Origin of the sequence: Natronococcus jeotgali DSM 18795 (assembly GCF_000337695.1) — an archaeon.
GTDB lineage: Archaea > Halobacteriota > Halobacteria > Halobacteriales > Natrialbaceae > Natronococcus > Natronococcus jeotgali.
The window spans coordinates 1-19058 of the sequence record NZ_AOIA01000162.1 but is presented as its reverse complement, the minus strand read 5'-3'; the positions used below and the strand labels follow the sequence as shown (position 1 = coordinate 19058).

Genomic DNA, 19058 nt, shown 5'->3' with positions numbered 1-19058 from the left:
ACCTATCGGTTCATCTCCCCCGTGATACGTAGGGAAATTTTTCTGTTCGGGTCGTTGATCGGGGACGAAATCTCCGGGGCCGTCGACATCGCGCACCCGACCGGAGATCCGCCAGCCCGTTCATGTTCGACGCGCAACGTAAATTATAAATAGGTATGGAGGACACTGATTGCATATGTCTGGCAAAGGTGTGGGTAGATCCCACAGTAGTACCACCAGCGGGGGCTCCGTCTCGAGACGGCAGCTCCTTGCGAGCGGTGCCGCCGTCGGTGGGACGGCGGCGCTCGGCGGGTGTCTCGGCAGTCGCGAGGACGGGCTGACCGTCGGGTTCGCGCTCCCGTTCACCGGGACGTACGCGCTGCTCGGCGAGAGCATCGTCGACGGCTTCGAACTGTACCTCGACCAGCGGGACGGGGAGGTGAACGGGGAGGAAGTCGAACTCGTGCGGCGCGACACCGAAGCGGACACGAACAAGGGCGTCGACGTCACCCGCGAGCTGCTGATCAAGGAGCGAGCCGACGCCATCGTCGGCCCCGTCTCGAGCGCCGTCGCGATGGCGATGATCCAGCCGATCGAGACCGAATCGAGCGCGATCTGGTTCAACGCCAACGCGGGCGACTACCGGATCACGGCGGAGGGGTGTCCGGAGTACCACTTTCGGACCTCGTTCAACGACTGGCAGACGAGCGCGCCGCTGGCGCGGTTCGTCTACGAGGAGATCGCCGACAACGTCTGTCTGGCCTACGCCGACTACGCGTTCGGCCAGAACTCCAAGGAGTTCTTCAAGGAGGCCTTCGAGGAGCTCGGCGGCGAGGTCGTCGACGAGGTGGGCGCGCCGCTGGGAACCGACGACTTCTCGCCGTACCTCGGGGACATCCAGGACTCCGGGGCGGAGGCGGTGTACTCCTTTTTCGCCGGCGGCGACGCGGTCAACTACGTCAACGCCTTCAGCAGCTTCGGCCTCGACGAGGAGATGACCCAGACCGGAAGCGGATTCCTGCTGGCGAACGACACGCTCCCCGCGCAGGGCGCCTCGGCGCTGGGGATGTACTCGCTGCTTCACTACACGACAACGCATGACTCAGACCGAAACCGAACGTTCGTCGAGAACTACGAACAGCTACACGGCGGATCGCCGAACGTCTACGCCTGCCAGGGGTACGACTCCGCACAGGCGTTCGTCGATGCCGTCGAGGAAACCGGCGGCACCGACCCCGACGAGATGGTCGACAGCCTCGTCGAGATGGAGTTCGACAGTCCTCGCGGGCAGTTCCGGTTCAACCCCGATACCCACGAACCGATCCACAACATGTACGTCCGGGAGGTCGTCGAGAGCGACGACGGCGAGTCCGTCGAGAACGAGGTCATCGACACTCTCGAGGAGGTCGAGGGTCCGGCCTGGGGGTGCAGTAACTGATGCGCTCGCGACCGCCCGCAACTCGAGGCTCCGATCGACGCTCCGCAGGTCCGGCTGCCGGTCGCTCGGCCCGGAGGTGCGTTCGCCGTGATTGAGTCGGTCCTCCGCGCGACGCTGCTGGGACTCCAGCTGGGAATGACGCTGGCGCTCATCGCCGCCGGCCTGACGCTCATCTTCGGGATGCTCGACGTCATCAACTTCGCCCACGGCGCGTTGTACATGCTCGGGGCGTACTTCGGGACGGTAGTCGCGGGCCAGCTCGGGAGCTTCTGGCTCGCGCTGGTGCTCGCGCCGCTGATGGTCGGGCTCGTCGGCGCGGCGATCGAAATCTTCTCGCTGCGCCCGCTGTACGACCGGAACCCGCTGTATCACATCCTACTGACCTTCGGCGTCGCGATCATGATCCAGGGGGCCATCATCGAGATCTGGGGCGCCCAGTCGATGCAGATCCCGGTTCCCGACCTCCTCTCGGGGTCGGTTTCGGTCGGCCCAGTCAACTACCCGGTCTACTGGCTGTTCGTGCTGGCGGTGAGCACGCTGTTGATCGCGGTCGTCTGGCTGGCCATCGAACGAAGCGACCTCGGCATCCTGATGCGGGCCAGCGCCCACGACACGGAGATGGTCAGCGCGCTCGGCATCGACGTCTCGAAGGTGTTCACGGGCGTGTTCGTCTTCGGCGCCGTACTGGCCGGCGTCGCCGGGGTGTTGCTCGGCGGCTCCCGGTCGGTCCACCCCGGGATGGGATTCGGGATCATCATCGAGACGTTCATCGTCGTCGTCATCGGCGGCCTGGGTAGTTTCCGCGGCGCCGTGTACGCGGCGCTGTTGATCGGGCTGGTGACCGCCTACGGGGCGTTGATCGCCCCGACGCTGACGGACCTGTTCCTGTTCGCGATGATGGCGATCGTCCTCATGGCAAAGCCGAGCGGACTGTTCGGCGCAACGGAGGCGGCGTAGATGAAGTCAGTCGTCGAACTCTTCGGTCGAAGCCAGTCGTCGCAAACGGGCGATCAGTTGCTCTCGAGCCGGGGTCGACTCGCGGTGCTCGTCGCGGTCGGCGCGCTCGCGCTGTTCGCGCCGATCGCGGACGCCTACGAGCCGTTCTGGCTCAATATGCTCGTGCGGATGATGATCTTCGCGCTGCTGGCGCTGAGCCTCGATTTCGTCTTCGGGTACGCCGGCCTGCTCTCGTTCGGCCATGCCGCCATGTTCGGCGCCGGCGGGTACGCCGCGGCGATGCTGATCAGCGAGGTGACGGCGAACGCGCTGGTCGTGCTTCCGGCCGCGATGGTCGTCGGCGCGGTCGTGGCAGGGATCATCGGCTGGTTCAGCGTCCGCGCTCGCGGGATCTACTTTGCGATGTTGACGCTGGCGTTCGCCCAGCTGTTCTACGTGATGGCGTTTACCGACCTGCCGGCGACGATCCTCGGCGTGGAGTCGTTCACCGGGGGCGACAACGGCCTGTACGGGATCCAGCGGTACGCGCTGTTCGGCGTCGACTTCACGCCGACGCTCGTGTACTTCTACCTGACGCTGGCGGCCGTCGCGCTCTCGTTCGTGGCGCTGCTGCGGCTCTCGAACTCCCCGTTCGGACGCGTCTTGCAGGGGATCCGCGAGAACGAGGAGCGGGTGCAGTTCCTCGGCTACGACGTCCGCCGGTACAAGGTGCTCGGGTTCGCGCTCAGCGGCGCCTTCGCCGGCCTGGCCGGCGGCCTGTACGTTCCCTTCCAGAGCGTCTCCCACCCCGGGTTGCTCCACTGGATGATCAGCGGCGAACTGGTCGTCATGCTGTTGCTCGGCGGGCTCGGCACCCTCTGGGGACCGATGCTCGGCGCCGCCCTCGTCGTCTTCCTCGAGGAACAACTCGCCGGGTTCGCCAGCTGGGAGATCGTCCTCGGCGGCATCTTCGTCGTCGTGGTGATCTTCGCGCCCCGGGGGCTGGCCGGGGCGATCATCTCCGTTCGAGACGACCCGACGAACGTCGCGACGAACGCGAAACGCGCGATCCGCAACTACATCGACAAGGTGAGGCGATAACATGAACGAAACCGTTACCGCGACCGCGAGCGACGTATCGGAAACCGACCCGATCCTCCGGACGGAGGGGGTCACGAAGAAGTTCGGCACGCTGACCGCGATCGACGACGTCTCGATCGAGATCCCCGCCGACGAGATCACCTCGATCATCGGCCCGAACGGCGCCGGGAAGACGACGCTGTTCAACCTCTTCACCGGGAAACACGAGCCGACCGGAGGGCGAATCGAGTTCCGCGGCGAGTCCATCGGCGGGCTCGCCCCACACGAGATCGTCGACAGGGGCGTCGTCCGGTCGTTCCAGATCACGAACTTCTTCGGGGAGCTCACCGCCCTCGAGAACGTTCGGATCGCGACCCAGGCTCACTACAGCGGGTTCGGACCGGGCGACTTCGCCAGACACCACGCCTCGCTCGAGGAGCCGATCGCGGACGCCTACGAGATCCTCGAGCGCGTTCACCTCGAGGACGCCGCCCGCACGACGGCGGCGAACCTCTCGTACGGGCAGCGTCGCCACCTCGAGATCGGGATCGCGCTCGCGGCCCGTCCGGAGCTGCTGTTGATGGACGAGCCGACGGCCGGGATGAGCCCGGAGGAGACCCACGAGGTGGTCGACCTCGTCAGGGCGATCGCCGACGACGTCACGCTCGTGCTCATCGAACACGACACCGACATCGTGATGGAACTCTCCGACCAGATCGCCGTACTCAACGAGGGCGAACTGCTCTCGTGGGGCGCTCCGGCGGAGATCCAGGCCGACGAGCGCGTCCAGCGGGCGTACCTCGGAGGTGGCGGCCGTGAGTGAAACGCCGGCCGCCGACCGAGCGTCGACGGCCGAGGAGCTGCTCGCCGTCGACTCGATACACACCTACTACGGGCAGAGCCACATCCTGTTCGACCTCTCGCTGTCGATCGATCGCGGCGAGATCGTCGCCCTGGTCGGCCGGAACGGCGCGGGCAAGACCACGACGCTGCGAAGCGTCCTGGGACTCACCCCGCCGGCCGAGGGGACGATCGCGAAGGACGGCGAGCCGATCGACGGGCTCGAGCCCTACGAGATCCGCAAGCGCGGGATCTCCTGGGTGCCCGAGGAGCGCCGGGTGTTCGGCGGGCTGACCGTCGAGGAGAACCTCCGGCTGGCCGCCAGCACCGGCGAGGGCGACCAGTCCGACGGGTTCGAGGACGTCTACGAGCGGTTCCCCCGCCTCGACGAGCGCCGCAGCCAGAAGGCCGGGACGATGAGCGGGGGCGAACAGCAGATGCTGGCGATCGCCCGCGCGCTGCTCGGCCCCGAGACCGACGTCCTCCTGCTCGACGAGCCCAGCGAGGGCCTGGCCCCCCAGATCGTCGACGACGTCGCCGACATCGTCCGCGAGCTCAACGAGGAGGAAGGGGTGACGATCCTGCTGGTCGAACAGAACGCCGAGATGGCCCTCGAGCTCGCCGATCACGCCTACGTGCTCGAGAACGGGCGGATCGTCCACGACTCGCCGGCCGCGGAGCTGCTCGCGGACCGGGAGGCGATGGAGGGGTACCTGGGGGTCAAGTAATAACTTGCCCGCCCGACACAGTCGGAGTATGCAACGCGCATTCGAAGGCACGACGCCGTCGATCGCCGACTCGGCGTTCGTCTCGGAGATGGCCTACCTGATCGGAGACGTCACCGTAGCGGAGAACGCGAGCGTCTGGCCGTTCACCTGTCTCCGCGGGGACTACGGCCCGATCTCGGTCGGCGCGGACTCGAACGTGCAGGACTTCACGATGCTCCACGAGGCGACGATCGGCTCCGGAGTCACGATCGGCCACAACGTCGTCGACCGGGCGACCGTCGGCGACGACGTCCTCGTGGGGATCTCGAGCACGCTCCTTCCCGGCGCGACGGTAGGGGACGACTGCATCGTCGCCGCCGGGACGTTGCTCCGTGAGGAGCAGGAGGTGCCAAGCGGTCACATGGCCTACGGCGCGCCGGCGGAGATCCGGCCGCTCTCCGAGGACCACCGCGAGCAGATCCGGTGGTACTGCGAGGAGTATCTGGCCCTCGCCGAGCGATATCGTAATGACGGTGCGGTCCGTGGCGACGAACGCGAGGGCAATCAGGGATGATAGCGAACACCGAACGCGTACACGAGGAGGTTCGGATCGAGCACCTCGAGGATCGGGAGATGGCCCGCCTCGTCATGGAGAACGGGGACTCGCCGCTGAACACGTTTCGTCCGTCGAAGGTCGAAGCGATGGCGACGGCCGTCGAGGCGCTGGCGGGCGACGTCGACTGTCTGGTCGTCTACGGCGAGCCGGTGTTCTCCGTCGGCGCGGACCTGCGCGCGATCGAGCAGCGACCCCAGGAGATGCGCCCCGCGAAGATCGACGCGATCGCGGCGGCGTCGAACCGGTTCATCCGCACCGTTCGAACCTTCCCCGCCCCGGTGATCGCGGCGGTGACCGACGTCGCGGCGGGGGGCGGGCTCGGGTTCGCGCTGGCGTGTGACCTGATCTACCTGCACGAGGACGCCGTCTTCGACACCGCCTACGCGCGGATCGGGCTGACCCCGGACAACGCGACGCCGTTTTTCCTCGTGAAGACGGTCGGGCCGTACAAGGCTCGCGAACTCCTGTTCGACCCGCAGCCGATCACCGCGGCCGAGGCGGTCGAACTCGGCCTCGCCAACGAACGATACGAGACGGAGAAAGCGGCGTTCGTCGACGAGGTGACGGCCGACGCGAGGACCTACGCAGAGGGACCGACGGAGACCCACGCCCGGACCAAGGAGCTCGTCGACTCGGTGTTTGCCGGGCGGCTCGACGAGCACCTCGAGCACGAGCGAACCGCGATCAAGCGGATGAGCGACTCGAACCTCTTCGACGAGGGACTGTCGGCGTTCTTCGCGGACCGCGAACCCGAGTGGGCGAGTCAGTAGAATCAAGACGGTTCCATCCGTCTACCGACGCATGACGTTCGACACGCTCGACGTTACCGTCGACGACGGCATCGCGACGGTCCGGATCGACAACGACCCCGTCAACGCGATCGACCAGGAGATGCGCCACGAACTCGCCGAGGCGGTCGACGTGCTCCGGGAGGATCGGGTTCGGGTCGGCGTGTTCGCCGGGAACGCCGACGTCTTCTCGGTCGGCGCCGACGTCGGCCTCTTCGAGACGGCACAGGACTGGACCACCGCCGAGTTCCGTTCGAACTCCCGGATCCTCGGCCGGGCGTTCGACGGCCTCGAGACGATGGAGAAACCCGTCATCGCCGCGATCGAGGGCACCTGCGTCGGCGGCGGGCTCGAGCTCGCGCTCGCTTGCGACGTTCGAATCGCCGGGCCCGATGCGACGCTCGGCTTTCCCGAGCACAACATCGGCCTCATCCCCGGGCTCGGCGGCTGCTCCCGCTTCGTCCAGCTCGTCGGTCCGGGGACTGCCAAGGATCTGATCTTCAGCGGCGAGCTGATCGACGGCGAGCGCGCCCGCGAGATCGGCCTCGTCGAGCGCGTCGAGGACGACCCCGACGCCGCTGCGCGGTCCTACGCGGAGTCGCTGCTCGAGCAGCCCCCGCAGGCGCTCGGCCTGGCGAAACGCGTCGTCAACGCCGCCCGCGACACCGACACGCAGACGGCGGGTGTCCTCGAGTCGCTCGCCCAGAGCACGCTCGTCGAGACCGCTGACCACCGCGAAGGGCTCGAGGCGTTCCGCGAGGACCGCAATCCCGAGTTCACCGGCGAGTAGCCGGACCGGGCGCCCAGCTACGACCGCGCGACTTCGTCACGGAAAACAACACTTACACCGGACCGCTCGAGAGATGCAGTCGATGGATCGGAAGAGTTCGTTCGACGCCCAGGCAGTCCTTCGCGTCCCGATCGGGGCGCGATCGATCGAGACGGACGCCCTGCGTGCGAACGCCAGTGAGAGCGGTACCGAGTCGCCGTCGATCGTCGAGGTTGGCCCCACTGGGGTCGCCGCGCTCGATCCCTGCGTCGCGGCGACGATCGGGGGTCGAACGGCGTTTTTCGCCGATCCCGACCGGGCGCGTGTCGAGGCGCTCGCCGAGTCGCTAGCGCGGGACGAGCTACTGACCGACGGCGCGACGGCCGTCGTCGAACACGATTCCGGAACGACGACGCTTCCGGGGGACGAGGACGCCCCGTTCGCCATCGGTCGGGGGCGGGTGGTGGGCGCCTGCGGCTGGACCCGACCGACCTCGGTCGCCGACTATACCGCCAGGGGGCCGGTCCTCGCCGACGAATCCGGCGAGAGAGTCGAGCGGGCCGCGGACGCGGGCCTCCGCGGACGCGGCCGAGGCGATATCGCGACGGACGAACCGGTCGGCGAGTACTGGGAAACGGCGGCGAGCACCGACGGCGAGGCCGTCGTCGTCGTCAACGCCAACGAGGCGGACCCGCGCGTGACCGTCGATTCGCTGTTGCTCGCCGCGGATCCGCTGGCCGTCCTCGATCCCGCGGTCGCGGTCGCCGACCGCGTCGGCGCCGCGGACGTCGTCGTCTACTGCAACGAGGACGACGAGTGCGTCCACCGAACCGCGGCCGAAGCGGCCGCGCGTCTCGAGGGGGCCGGCGACGGCGACGTCTCGATCGACGTCGTCGCCGGCCCCGACGAGTACGCGGCCGGCGAGCCGACGATGGCCCTCGAGGCCCTCGAGGGCGCGGATCGAATCGAGGCGCGGCGCACCCCGCCGGGACCGTCCGAGTACGGGCTGTACGGCCGGCCGACCGTGATCCACACGCCGCGGACGCTCGCGCAGCTCCGGGCGCTCGCGCTCGAGGACGGTCGAGTCGGCGACGACGCCGACCCCGGAACGCGGCTGTTCGAGGTCGGCGGCGACCTCGGGCCGTCGACGGTCGTCGAGGTGCCGACCGACGAGACCCTCGCGACCGCGATCAAACCGCTGGGAGTCGACGAGGCCGCGCTGGCGTGTGTCGGCGGGGTCTTCGGTGGGCTGACCGAGACGCTCGACGTCTCCGCGAACGCGACCGCCCTCGCGGCTGCGGGACTGGGCACGAACGGCGCGATCGAACTGTTCGGCAAGGATCGCTGTCCCGTCGCGCTCGCGGGACGGCGCGCAGCGTTCGCCCGCGAGACGAACTGCGGTCGCTGCGTTCCCTGCCGCGAAGGGGCGACCCAGCTGGCCGACCTGCTCCGGTCGACCTACGAGCGCGAGGAGGCGATCGACGAGGCTCGAGAGCTGGCCCGCGTGATGGAACGGTCGAGCCTCTGCGGGTTCGGTCGGGACGCCGCCCGCCCGACGACGACGGCGCTCGAGGCGTTCGAGACCGAGTTCGTCGCCCACGCGAACGGACGCTGTCCCGCCGGGGAGTGTGACGGAGGGAACGCATGAGCTTACAGGATCACCGCCAGAGCCACCGCGACCGAACCGAAGTATCGGACGAGCAACCGCTGCCGAGCGTGCCGGACGTCGACGATCCGCAGCCGAGCACCCCGATGACCGAGAACTTCACGACGGGGACGGCGAACGATCCCGACCCCGCGGGCGCCGACGGCCGAACCACGCTCGCCGTCGACGGGCGAACGGTCACCGTCGACGACGGCGCGACGATCCTCGACGCCCTCGAGGCCGCCGGAGCCGACGCCGACGTGCCCGCGCTGTGTCACTACGAGGGCAGCGAGGAGATCGGCCCCCGGAGCACCTGTCGGACCTGCGTCGTCGACACCGACGAGCACGGGATCGTGCCCGCGTGTAGCCACCCCGCCGAGGAGGGTCTCGAGGTCCGCACCGACGAGGAGGAAGCCGCGGAGGCCCGGGACGTCAACCTCGATCTGGTGCTCTCGAACCACAACCTCCGGTGTACGACCTGCGGCCAGAACGGGCGCTGCGAGCTGCAGGACACCGCGATCGAGAACGAGGTCGAGGAGCCGCGCTACGGCGTCTTCGACGACCGCGAGGAGTACGAACCCCTCGACGACACCTCGCCGTTCATCCGGATCGACCGGAACAAGTGCATCCTCTGTAATCGCTGCGTCGAGGCCTGCAACGACGTCCAGGTCGAGGGCGTGCTCCGGATCGAGGGCACCGGCGAGGACACCCGGATCGGCTTCCAGGACGACGCCGAGGCGATGGTCGACTCGGCCTGCGTCTCCTGTGGCCACTGCGCGACGGTCTGTCCGACGGGGTCGATCACGGAGACGGGCCTCGCCGACAGCGCCACGCTGCCCGTTCCCGGCTTCAACCAGAAGAACTCCATCGGAAAGACCGTCGAATCCGAGGACTCGAGCGAGGCCCACGGCGCGGGCGGTTCCGCCGAGCCCGAGGACGACGCCGAACTGTCGGGCGTCGCGGGCGTCATGGAGCGGGCGAAGCGACGGGCGACCGAGACCGTTCGGAACGCCGGCGAGCGCGCGCTCCTCGAGGCCGAACACGCCGGCGAGAGCGTCGCCGCGAGCGTCCTCTCGGAGGGGCAGATGTTCGACATCGCCGAGTTCGTCGCCGACCGTCGGCTCGACGATCTCGACGTCACCGAGACGACCTGTGGCTACTGCAGCGTCGGCTGCCGGTTCGACGTCTACACCGACGACGAGGAGGTACTGGGGGTCCGACCGACCGACGCCGACCACGCCCCCGCCAACGACGGGTTCTCGACCTGTGTCAAGGGGAAGTTCGGCTACGACTTCGTCGACAGCGAGGACCGCCTCGAGCAACCCCTGGTGCGAGACCGGGAGAGCGGCGAGCTCCGCGAGGCCGGCTGGGAGGAGGCCCTCGAGCGGGTCGTCGACGGACTCTCCGGGATCCACGAGGAGCACGGGCCGGACGCGCTGGCTTGCTTTGCCTCCTCGAAGTGTACCAACGAGGAGAACTACCTGCTACAGAAGTTCGCCCGCCAGGTTCTGGGGACGAAAAACGTCGACAACTGCGCGCGGCTCTGTCACTCCTCGACGGTCGCGGCGCTGAAACAGACGGTGGGCTACGGCGCGATGACGAACCGCATCGAGGACGTCGCCAACGCCGACTGCTACCTGATCACCGGTTCGAACACGACCGAGAGCCACCCCGTGCTGGCTACCCGTATCAAGCAGAACGTCCGCGACGGCGCGGACCTGTTCGTCTTCGATCCGCGACGGGTCGGCATCGCCGAGCACGCCGACCAGTACACCCGGGTCGAACCCGGCTACGACGTCGCCTGGATCAACGGGTTGACCCGGTACGTCCTCGAGCACGACCTCCACGACGAGGAATTCGTCGCCGAACGAACGACGAACCTCGAGGAACTCCGCGAGAAGGTCGAGCCGTTCACGCCCGCGGAGGTCGAGCGCCTCTGTGGCGTCGCGCCCGACGAACTCGCGAACGCGGCCGAGACGATCGCGACCGCCGACAGCTGCGTGTTCGGCTGGGCGATGGGGATGACCCAACACTCCCACGGCACCCAGAACGTGCTGGCGCTGGCGAACCTCGCGCTCGTCACGGGCCACGTCGGCAAGCCGAACGCGGGGCTCTCGCCGTTCCGCGGTCACAACAACGTCCAGGGCGGCGGTGGCGACATGGGTACGCTGCCCAACAGCCTGCCGGGCTACCAGCCCGTCGACGACCCCGACGTCCTCGAGGTCTTCGAGGACGCCTGGGGCGAGCGACCCCCGAGCGAGCCCGGGTTGACCGTTCCCGAGGTCTTCGAGGAAGCCCACGCGGGCGCCGTCCGCGGGATGTACGTGATGGGCGAGAACCCCGCGCTTTCCGAACCCGACATCGACCACGCCGAGGCCGCCCTCGAGGAACTGGACTTCCTCGCCGTCCAGGACATCTTCCTGACCGAGACCGCCGAACACGCCGACGTCGTCCTACCGGCAGCAAGCTTCGCCGAGAAGGACGGCACGTTCACCAACACCGAACGCCGGGTCCAGCTGGTCCGCCAGGCGCTGTCCCCGCCCGGGGAGGCCCGCCAGGACTGGCAGATTCTGCAGACGATCGCGAACCGGTTGGGCTACGACTGGAGCTACGCTTCGCCTGCAGAGGTCATGGACGAGATCAGTGATCTCGCACCGATATACGGCGGGATCAGCCACGAGCGCCTCGAGCGCGAGGGCGGACTGCAGTGGCCCTGTCGGGACGAGTCCGATCCCGGCACGCCGTACCTCTACGACGAGGAATTCAACTTCGAGGACGGGAAGGCCCGGTTCGTCCCCGCCGACCTGGGAGAGCCCGGCGAGCTCCCTGACGAGGAGTACCCGCTGACGCTGACGACCGGGCGCGTCCTCTATCACTTCCACACGGGGACGCTCACCCGCCGCGTCGAGGGGATCATGTCCCACGTCGGCGAGAGCTTCGTCGAGGTCCACCCCGAGACGGCCGCCCAGCTCGGCGTCGCCGACGGCGAGGACGTCCGCCTCGAGTCCCGGCGCGGCTCGATCGAGGTGACCGCGCAGGTGACCGACCGTCCCGACCGGGGCGTCGTCTTCATGCCGATGCACTTCGCCGACGGCGCGGTCAACGAACTCACCCAGGAGACGTTCGACCCGATTAGCGGGATTCCGGAGTTCAAGGTCTCGAGCGTCCGGCTCGAGGCCGCAGGCGGGACGGCAGCCCCCGCGGACGACTGACGCGCCGTCGAGGTCCCGTCTCGGTCCGAAGTCCGATTCGACTCGACCGGGCGTACCGGATCGTCGCCCGCGACGATCGACGACCCAAGCTGTGGGATAGCGTGCCAAAACGAATAAGCCCCACCGCGTGGAGTGTCGGTCGTACCCATGAACGTTCGCGCGGCGGTCGTACGCGAGGAGGAAGGATCGTTCGAGATCGAGGAGGTAACGCTCGAGGAACCGCGATCGGACGAGGTGCTCGTTCGCGTCGTCGGGGCCGGCGTCTGTCACACCGACCTGATCGTTCGCGACCAGCTGTATCCGACGCCGTTGCCCGCGGTGCTGGGCCACGAGGGGTCAGGGGTCGTCGAGGAGGTCGGGTCGAACGTGACGACCGTCGAACCCGGCGACCACGTGGTTATGAGCTTCGACTACGACGGGACGTGTCCGAGCTGCCGGGACGGCCATCCCGCGTTCTGCGCGGACTTTTTCGCGCACAACTTCGGCGGCGCCCGACCCGAGGACGGAAGCTCGCCGATCTCGCAGGACGGCGACGGGATCAGCGGCCACTTTTTCGGCCAGTCGTCGTTCGCCACCCACGCGGTCGCAACCGAGCGAAACGTCGTCCCCGTCGAGAAGGACGTTCCGCTGGAAGCGCTCGGGCCGCTGGGGTGCGGGATCCAGACGGGTGCGGGCGGCGTCATCAACTCCCTGTCGCCGGATCCGGGATCGTCGATCGCGATCTTCGGCGCGGGATCGGTCGGCCTCTCCGCCGTCATGGCGGCCGAGCTAACGGGCTGCACGGAGATCGTTTCTGTCGATCTAGTGGATGGGCGACTGGAATCGGCCCGCGAGTTCGGCGCCACCGAGACGGTAAACCCCGACGACGCCGACGGCGTCGTCGACGCAGTTCGGGAGCTAACCGGGGGCGTCGACTACGCGCTGGAGACGACCGGGGTCCCGGATGTCGCCGAGCAGGCGACCGACGTCCTCACCCAGCGGGGAACCCTCGGGATCGTCGGCGCCCCGGCGCTTGGCACGCGGGCCAGCTACGACGTCAACGACCTCATCCTGAACGGGCGGAGCATCACCGGGATCGTCGAGGGCGACGCCGACCCGCAGCAGTTCATCCCGGATCTGGTCGATCTATATCGGGACGGGAAGTTCCCGTTCGACGAACTCATCACGTACTACGACTTCGAGGAGATCGAACAGGCGGTCGCGGACTCGGAGAGCGGCGACACGATCAAGCCGGTTCTCCGCGTCGGCGACGCCTGACGCGGCGCCGACAAGCGTTCTCGAGGACGCGTTCGTCGAGACCTCGTCTTCCCACGTGGTTCGCAAACGCGCAGTTCGAAGGAGAGCCACGGACGCCGATGCGGTTACTCGCCGGTGAACTCGGGGTCGCGTCCCTCGAGGAACGCCTCGATCCCCTCGTCTTTGTCCTCGGTGGCAAAGAGCTGGACGAACAGCTCGGCCTCGTAGTCGAGTCCCTCCTCGAGGCCCGTCCGGGAGCTGGCCTTGATCGCTTTTTTGGCGAACTCCAGGGCGATCGGACTCTTCGATGCCATCGTCCCGGCGAGTTCGTAGACGCGGTCGTCGAGGGCCTCGGCGTCGTGGACCTCGTCGATCAGGCCGATCTCCTTCGCTTCGGCGGCGTCGATCAGCTCGCCCGAGAGCACGAGCTTCATCGCCTGGCCCTCGCCGACCAGGCGGGTGAGCCGCTGGGTGCCGCCGCCGCCGGGCATGATCCCGAGGTTGATCTCGGGCTGGCCGAGCTTCGCGCCCGCCTGCGCGATCCGGACGTCGCAGGCCTGTGCGAGCTCGCAGCCACCGCCCAGCGCGTGGCCGTTGACGCGGGCGATCACGGGGATCGAGGCGTCGTCGACGGTCTCGTAGACGCGGGGTCGCTCGCTGGCCTCGCGCTGCTCGACGACGCCGCGGTCGGCGAACTCGGTGACGTCGGCGCCGGCGACGAACGCGCCCGACCCGTCGCCCCCGGTGAGCACGAGGACGCGAACCTCGTCGTCGGCGTCGGCCGCGGCGACGGCCTCTTTGAGCTCCGTGCGGACCTGGCCGTTGAGCGCGTTGCGGGCGTCGGGGCGCTCGATCGCGACGGTCGCGACCCGATCGGCGCGCTCGCCGACCTCGACCGACAGCAGCTCGTACTCGTCTTCGAGCTCAGTCATCGTCCTCACCCCGGTCGCCGCTCGTGCCGACGCGCTCGCCGTCCTCCCAGACGTAAAAGCCCTCGCCGGACTTCTTGCCGAGCTTGCCCGCCCGGACCTTCCGGCGCAGCGTCTGCGGGGGCTTGAACCGCTCGCCTAACTCCTCGCGGAGGTGTTCGGCGATGTGCAGCCGGACGTCGAGCCCGACGAGGTCGGTCAGCTCGAGGGGCCCCATCGGGTAGCCGTAGCCGATCTTCATCGCCTCGTCGATATCGGCCGGGCTGGCGACGCCCTCCTCGACCATCCGGATCGCCTCGAGTCCGGTCGCGACGCCGAGCCGCGAGCTAGCGAAGCCGGCCGTATCCCGGACGACGACGTCTTCCTTCTCGAGCCCGCGGACGTACTCGATCGCCGCCTCCTCGGTCCGGGCGTCGGTCTGCTCGGCGATCACGATCTCGACTAAGTCCATGATGTGAGGCGGGTTGAAGAAGTGCAGCCCGACGGCGCGCTTGGGTCGCTCGAGCGCGCTTGCCATCTCGGTCACCGACAGCGAGGACGTGTTCGAGGCGATGATCGTCTCCTCGTCGGCTGCGTCCTCGACGTCGGCGAAGACGTCCTTCTTCAGCTCCATGTCCTCGGGAACCGCCTCGACCACCAGATCGGCGTCGGCGACGGCGTCTGCGAGGTCGGTCATCCCCTCGATCCGCTCGAGGGCCTCCTCCATCTCCGCCTCGGTGACCTTGTCCCGGTCGACTCCGCCCTGGAGGTTCTCGCGGATCCCCTCGAGGCCGTCCTCGACGAACTCCTCCTCGATGTCGCGCAGGACGACGTCGTGGCCCGCCATCGCGGACACCTGCGCGATTCCGTGTCCCATGCTCCCGGCTCCGAGTACCGTGACGTGCATATGCAAATCCACTCGCGAGACGATGAAAAGTGTTCCCATCCCACCTCCCGTCCGTTCGGAACGGCCGGCGGGGACGATCAGACGGTCGGGTCGACGCGTCGCTCGAACGCGCGGCCCGCCCGCAACACCGTCGCGTCCTCGAACGCCTCGCCGACGAGCATCAGTCCTACCGGGAGCCCGTCGCTCGAGCCCGCGGGCACGGAGAGTGCAGGATGGCCGGTGGCGTCGAACGGGGCGGTGTTCTCGAGCATGTTCACCGCTCGCTCGAGGACCTGGAGCCGCGAGGGGTCTTCGAGGCGTTCGTGGGCCGTCTGGGGCGTCGTCGGCATCGCGAGGACGTCGACGTCGGCGAGGGCCTCGTCGTAGGCGGCCGCGAGGTCCAGCGCGAGGTTCCGGGCCCTGGCGTAGAAGCGACCGTGATACTCCTCGGCGAGGTACTCCCCGAGCGCGACCACGAGCTTGACCGTCGGCGGGAACTCGTCGGCCCGCTCCCGGCGCGCCCGACCGAACGCCGCCATCAGCTCGGCGTCGTAGTAGCCGTTCCCGAAGGAGCCGATTCCCTCGCCACGGATCGTCGCGGTCGTCTCCTCGATGGCGATCCCGTTCCAGATCGCGAGCCCGTCGCGGTGCATCGGCACCGACACCTCGCGCAGCTCGGCGCCCGCGTCGGCGAACTCGTCGAGCGCGTCGCTGACGGTCTCGTCGACACCGGGCTCGCTCTCCTCGCGGTCGAACCCCTCCTCGAGGACGCCGATCGTGAGGTCGCCTGGGTCAGCCTCGAGCCCCTCGACGTACGGCTCCGTGGGGACGGCGCCCTGGCGCGGGTCCAGCCCGTCCGCGCCGGCGATGGCCTCGAGCGCGCGGGCGCAGTCCTCGACCGAGCGCGCGAGAGGGCCGGCGTGGTCGAACGATCGGCCGAGCCCGACGATCCCGGTGTAGGGGACGAGCCCGTAGGTGGGCTTGTGTCCGACACAGCCACACCACGCGGCCGGAATGCGGATCGAGCCGGCCTGGTCGGTACCGATCGCGACGTCGACGTCGCCGGTGACGACCGCGGCGGCCGACCCGCTCGAGGAGCCGCCGGCGAGGTGGTCGGGATCCCGCGGGTTCGGGACGGGGCCGTAGGCCGACAGCTCGCCGCTGCCCGAGAAGGCCATGTCCTCCATGTTGAGTTTCCCGGTGATCGTCGCACCCGCCTCGAGCAACCGCGTCGCGACCGTCGCGTCCGTCGAGGGCACGTACTCCGAGAGCACCGCGGAGCCACAGGTCAGCCCGATCCCGGCGAGGGAGACGCTGTCTTTCAGTCCGACGTCGTACCCCTCGAGGAGGCTGTCGCCGTTCGCAGGGCCGGATATCGAGCAGCGCCTGACGAAGGCGTTATACGGGTTCTCGTCGTCGTCCGGGACGGTTCCGGCCCGATCGGGGTCAGTAGGCGTCGTCGGCTCCGACGGCGAAAGCGCCGCGAGTCGCTCGTAGGAGTCCAGGAGTCCGGCGGCGGCGGCCGCGAGGTCCTCGCGCTCGTCGTCGGAGAGTTCAACGTGGTGCACCGCGGCGTATCGCTCGAGTTCGTCCGGGGTCGGCGTTCGAAGGTCGCGCATACGTCATTCTCTCCCACGATACCGATAAGCATACCGGAGGCCGCGACCGCGGCGCCTCTCATTCTTCCTCGAGCGGTCGGATTCGCTCGTACAGTCGCTCCAGACGCTCGTGGCCGCGGACCCGGACCGTTCGGCTCCGCGAGTCGTACTCGAGGACGCCGACGTCGGCCAGTCGCGGCAGGTGGCGGTGGCGGAGGTCCACGGCGATCACCTCCCGCTTCGGTCGCCTGTCTCCCCGTCGTTCCAGCTCCGCGAGGACGCCGTCGGTGACGTCCTCGAACGACGCGGCGGCCGCGTCCCGATCCAGCAGGTACGCCAGCAGACACCGTCGGCGTCGGTCGGCCAGCACCTCGAGGAGGTCGTCGAGTGACCGCGTCTCCGCCCCGTACGGGCTCCCTGGACGCGCGCCCCGTCGCTCGTCGCAGTCGTCTGTCATGCGTCTACACGTACCTCGTACACCGTTACCGCGGTAAAGGCAGCGGTCCCGTCGGTTCTTGCAACCGGTAGGGGGACCGAGCGCGTCGGGACGCTACTCGACCGGTTCGAACTTCACGCCGTAGCGGGGCACGCCCTCCTGCGCGTAGATCTTCCGGATCGTCGCCCTGACCTCGTCGCCCACGGCCACGGAGTCGGGATCGACGTCGGTGAGCTGGGCCGGGAGCGTCACCGTCCCGCCGCCGGCCTCGAGCTCGACGATCGCGACCGCGTAGGCGCCGTCGCGCTGTTGCAGTTCGGCGAACTCGGGCGGCGCGCCGCCCTGGCCGATGACCGTCACCGCACGGGTCGTTCCGGTCCGGGAGGCCTCGACGGGCTCGAACTCGACGCGGGCGTGACACTCCTGGCAGGCGCCCTCGGGCGGGAACGTGACCCCGCCGCAGTCCGGGCACTCGCCGGCGACGAGCCGGTAGCGCTGCTCGAGCGAGCGCCGCCAGTTCGGCAGGCTGACGTTCGCGCCGCCGCCGGCGACCTCGCCGTCGACGACGTAGCCGCGCTCGCGGAGGTAGGTCGCGTACTCGACGGGCTCGCCGCCTTCGAGGTCCTCGAGACCCGAGACGGAGAGGCTCCCCTCGCAGGCGAGCGCGGCTGCGGTGCCGCCGCCGACGAAGACGCCGAGCGTCGCGTCGTCCTCGGCCTCGGCGAGGGCCGCGAGCAGCCCGATCGGCACCGTCGCCGCGCCGGCGTCGCCGATGCGGTCGGCGACGGTGCCGGCCGCCACCGCCTCGCCGGAGACGGGGATATCGCCCGTGATGCGGTAGGGAAGCCCGCCGTCTGGCTGGTGGATCGCCGCGGCGCCGACGTCCTCGAGGTCGACCGCGAGCGCCGACGCGGTCTCGGTGACGGCCTCGCGGAGCGCCGTTCGCTCGTAGGTCGTGATGTCGAGGGACTCGACGCCGCGCTCGCCGCGCTCGCGAAAGCGGACGCCGGGCGCGTGGTCGTTGTGCCAGGTGACGTCGCGGATCGGGACCGCGGAGTCGTCGTCGATCACGAACGCCGCCGCGCCGGCGCCGAGCGCGTGGTCGGCGTCCGCGGGGTCGCCCTCGGGGCAGTCCGAAGCGACGACCAGCGCGGGACCGTCGGCGTCGAGCGCCCGCGAGAGCGCCTCCGCGCCGCCCGCGGCGTGCTGGGTAACGGTCGCGCTCGCGACGTCCGAGGGAAGGTCCAGCGCCCGCACCAGCTGCGGGACGACGTCGCCCTCCTCGAGTGGCGGGTTCGTCGTCGCGACCGCGACGGTCCCCAGGTCCGCACGGTCGAGCGCGGCGTCGTCGAGGACCCGCCGGGCCGCCGCGATCGCCATCGTCAGCGCGTCCTCGTCGGCCGCGGGGACGGCCTTCTCCCCGACGCCCGAGGCGTGGTTCGTTCCCCACGCGGACTCGAGTTCCTCGCTCTCGAGTCTGAACCGGGGGACGTAGACGCTACCCGCGACGATCCCCCTCATGCGTCCACCTCCTCGCGCTCGAAGACGTGAACGGTGACCCCGCCCCCGCTGCCGCCGACGTTGTGGGTGAGTCCGTACCGGGGATCGTCGACCTGGACGTAGGCCTCCCCGCGGAGCTGCTTGAACGCCTCGACGACCTGACCGGTTCCGGTCGCGCCGATCGGGTGGCCCTTGGATTTGAGCCCGCCGCTGGTGTTGGTCGGCAACTCGCCGTCGGGATCGGTGACGCCCTCCCGCAGCAGTCGACCCGCCTCGCCGCGCTCGCAGAAGCCCAGGTCCTCGTAGGCCAGCAGCTCGGCGATGGCGAAACAGTCGTGGACCTCGGCGAAGTCGAGCTCCTCGGGGCCGATCCCGGCCTCCTCGTAGGCGTCCTCGCCCGCCCGGACGCTCGCGGGGATCGAGGTCAGCGACTCGCGCTGGAAGAGGCCGACCCTGTCTCTTATACACATCTCTGATGGCGCGA

The 19058-nt window shown here is 69.1% G+C and carries 17 protein-coding genes; 11 read left to right on the top strand and 6 right to left on the bottom strand.

Going from position 1 to position 19058, the window contains the following annotated elements; all coding sequences use genetic code 11:
* Positions 1-190 precede the first annotated feature (190 nt).
* The 11 genes from C492_RS19890 (at position 191) to C492_RS19840 (ending at position 13267) form a co-directional block, all read left to right on the top strand.
* Positions 191-1417, top strand: coding sequence for an ABC transporter substrate-binding protein (locus tag C492_RS19890; protein ID WP_008426943.1), 1227 nt, complete (start codon positions 191-193; stop codon positions 1415-1417).
* A gap of 87 nt (positions 1418-1504) precedes the next feature.
* Complete coding sequence (locus C492_RS19885) at positions 1505-2374, top strand: branched-chain amino acid ABC transporter permease (protein ID WP_008426942.1); 870 nt, start codon at positions 1505-1507, stop codon at positions 2372-2374.
* Positions 2375-3454 carry a branched-chain amino acid ABC transporter permease gene (locus C492_RS19880; protein WP_008426941.1) on the top strand — a complete coding sequence of 360 codons (1080 nt, stop codon included), beginning with the start codon at positions 2375-2377 and terminating at the stop codon, positions 3452-3454.
* Position 3455: 1 nt separating this feature from the next.
* Positions 3456-4256 carry an ABC transporter ATP-binding protein gene (locus C492_RS19875; RefSeq protein WP_008426940.1) on the top strand — a complete coding sequence of 267 codons (801 nt, stop codon included), beginning with the start codon at positions 3456-3458 and terminating at the stop codon, positions 4254-4256.
* The gene (locus C492_RS19870; protein ID WP_008426938.1) at positions 4240-5001 is read left to right on the top strand and encodes an ABC transporter ATP-binding protein; all 762 of its coding nucleotides are present in this window, start codon (positions 4240-4242) and stop codon (positions 4999-5001) included. Before C492_RS19875 ends, C492_RS19870 begins: the two co-directional genes overlap by 17 nt.
* A 28-nt stretch (positions 5002-5029) precedes the next feature.
* Positions 5030-5554 (top strand): gamma carbonic anhydrase family protein, encoded by a 525-nt coding sequence (locus C492_RS19865; RefSeq protein ID WP_008426937.1) that lies wholly within the window; start codon positions 5030-5032, stop codon positions 5552-5554.
* A complete protein-coding gene (locus C492_RS19860; RefSeq protein WP_008426936.1) occupies positions 5551-6366 on the top strand; it encodes an enoyl-CoA hydratase/isomerase family protein in 816 nt (271 codons plus the stop codon). Before C492_RS19865 ends, C492_RS19860 begins: the two co-directional genes overlap by 4 nt.
* A gap of 31 nt (positions 6367-6397) precedes the next feature.
* Complete coding sequence (locus C492_RS19855) at positions 6398-7174, top strand: enoyl-CoA hydratase/isomerase family protein (RefSeq protein ID WP_008426935.1); 777 nt, start codon at positions 6398-6400, stop codon at positions 7172-7174.
* Positions 7175-7256: 82 nt separating this feature from the next.
* Entirely contained in the window at positions 7257-8801 is a 1545-nt protein-coding gene (locus C492_RS19850) for an NADH-ubiquinone oxidoreductase-F iron-sulfur binding region domain-containing protein (RefSeq protein ID WP_152424962.1), read from the top strand.
* Positions 8798-12010 carry a formate dehydrogenase subunit alpha gene (gene fdhF / locus C492_RS19845; RefSeq protein WP_008426933.1) on the top strand — a complete coding sequence of 1071 codons (3213 nt, stop codon included), beginning with the start codon at positions 8798-8800 and terminating at the stop codon, positions 12008-12010. The genes C492_RS19850 and fdhF overlap by 4 nt, the downstream gene beginning before the upstream one ends.
* 147 nt (positions 12011-12157) lie before the next feature.
* A complete protein-coding gene (locus tag C492_RS19840) occupies positions 12158-13267 on the top strand; it encodes an NAD(P)-dependent alcohol dehydrogenase (protein WP_008426932.1) in 1110 nt (369 codons plus the stop codon).
* Between the two features lie 104 nt (positions 13268-13371).
* Here the strand turns inward: C492_RS19840 and C492_RS19835 are convergent, their stop codons facing one another.
* The 6 genes from C492_RS19835 to C492_RS19810 form a co-directional block, all read right to left on the bottom strand.
* Positions 13372-14178, bottom strand: coding sequence for an enoyl-CoA hydratase/isomerase family protein (locus C492_RS19835; RefSeq protein WP_008426931.1), 807 nt, complete (start codon positions 14176-14178; stop codon positions 13372-13374).
* Positions 14171-15061 (bottom strand): 3-hydroxyacyl-CoA dehydrogenase family protein, encoded by an 891-nt coding sequence (locus C492_RS19830; protein WP_008426930.1) that lies wholly within the window; start codon positions 15059-15061, stop codon positions 14171-14173. The genes C492_RS19835 and C492_RS19830 overlap by 8 nt, the downstream gene beginning before the upstream one ends.
* Positions 15062-15138: 77 nt before the next feature.
* Positions 15139-16659 (bottom strand): amidase, encoded by a 1521-nt coding sequence (locus C492_RS19825; RefSeq protein ID WP_008426929.1) that lies wholly within the window; start codon positions 16657-16659, stop codon positions 15139-15141.
* Between the two features lie 58 nt (positions 16660-16717).
* Positions 16718-17095 (bottom strand): DUF7344 domain-containing protein, encoded by a 378-nt coding sequence (locus C492_RS19820; RefSeq protein ID WP_008426928.1) that lies wholly within the window; start codon positions 17093-17095, stop codon positions 16718-16720.
* Between the two features lie 93 nt (positions 17096-17188).
* Positions 17189-18595, bottom strand: a complete 1407-nt coding sequence (locus tag C492_RS19815; protein ID WP_008426927.1) for an OB-fold domain-containing protein — start codon at positions 18593-18595, stop codon at positions 17189-17191.
* The coding region (locus tag C492_RS19810; protein ID WP_394295483.1) for a thiolase C-terminal domain-containing protein at positions 18592-19058 on the bottom strand (467 nt) is incomplete at its 5' end. The genes C492_RS19815 and C492_RS19810, both read right to left, overlap by 4 nt.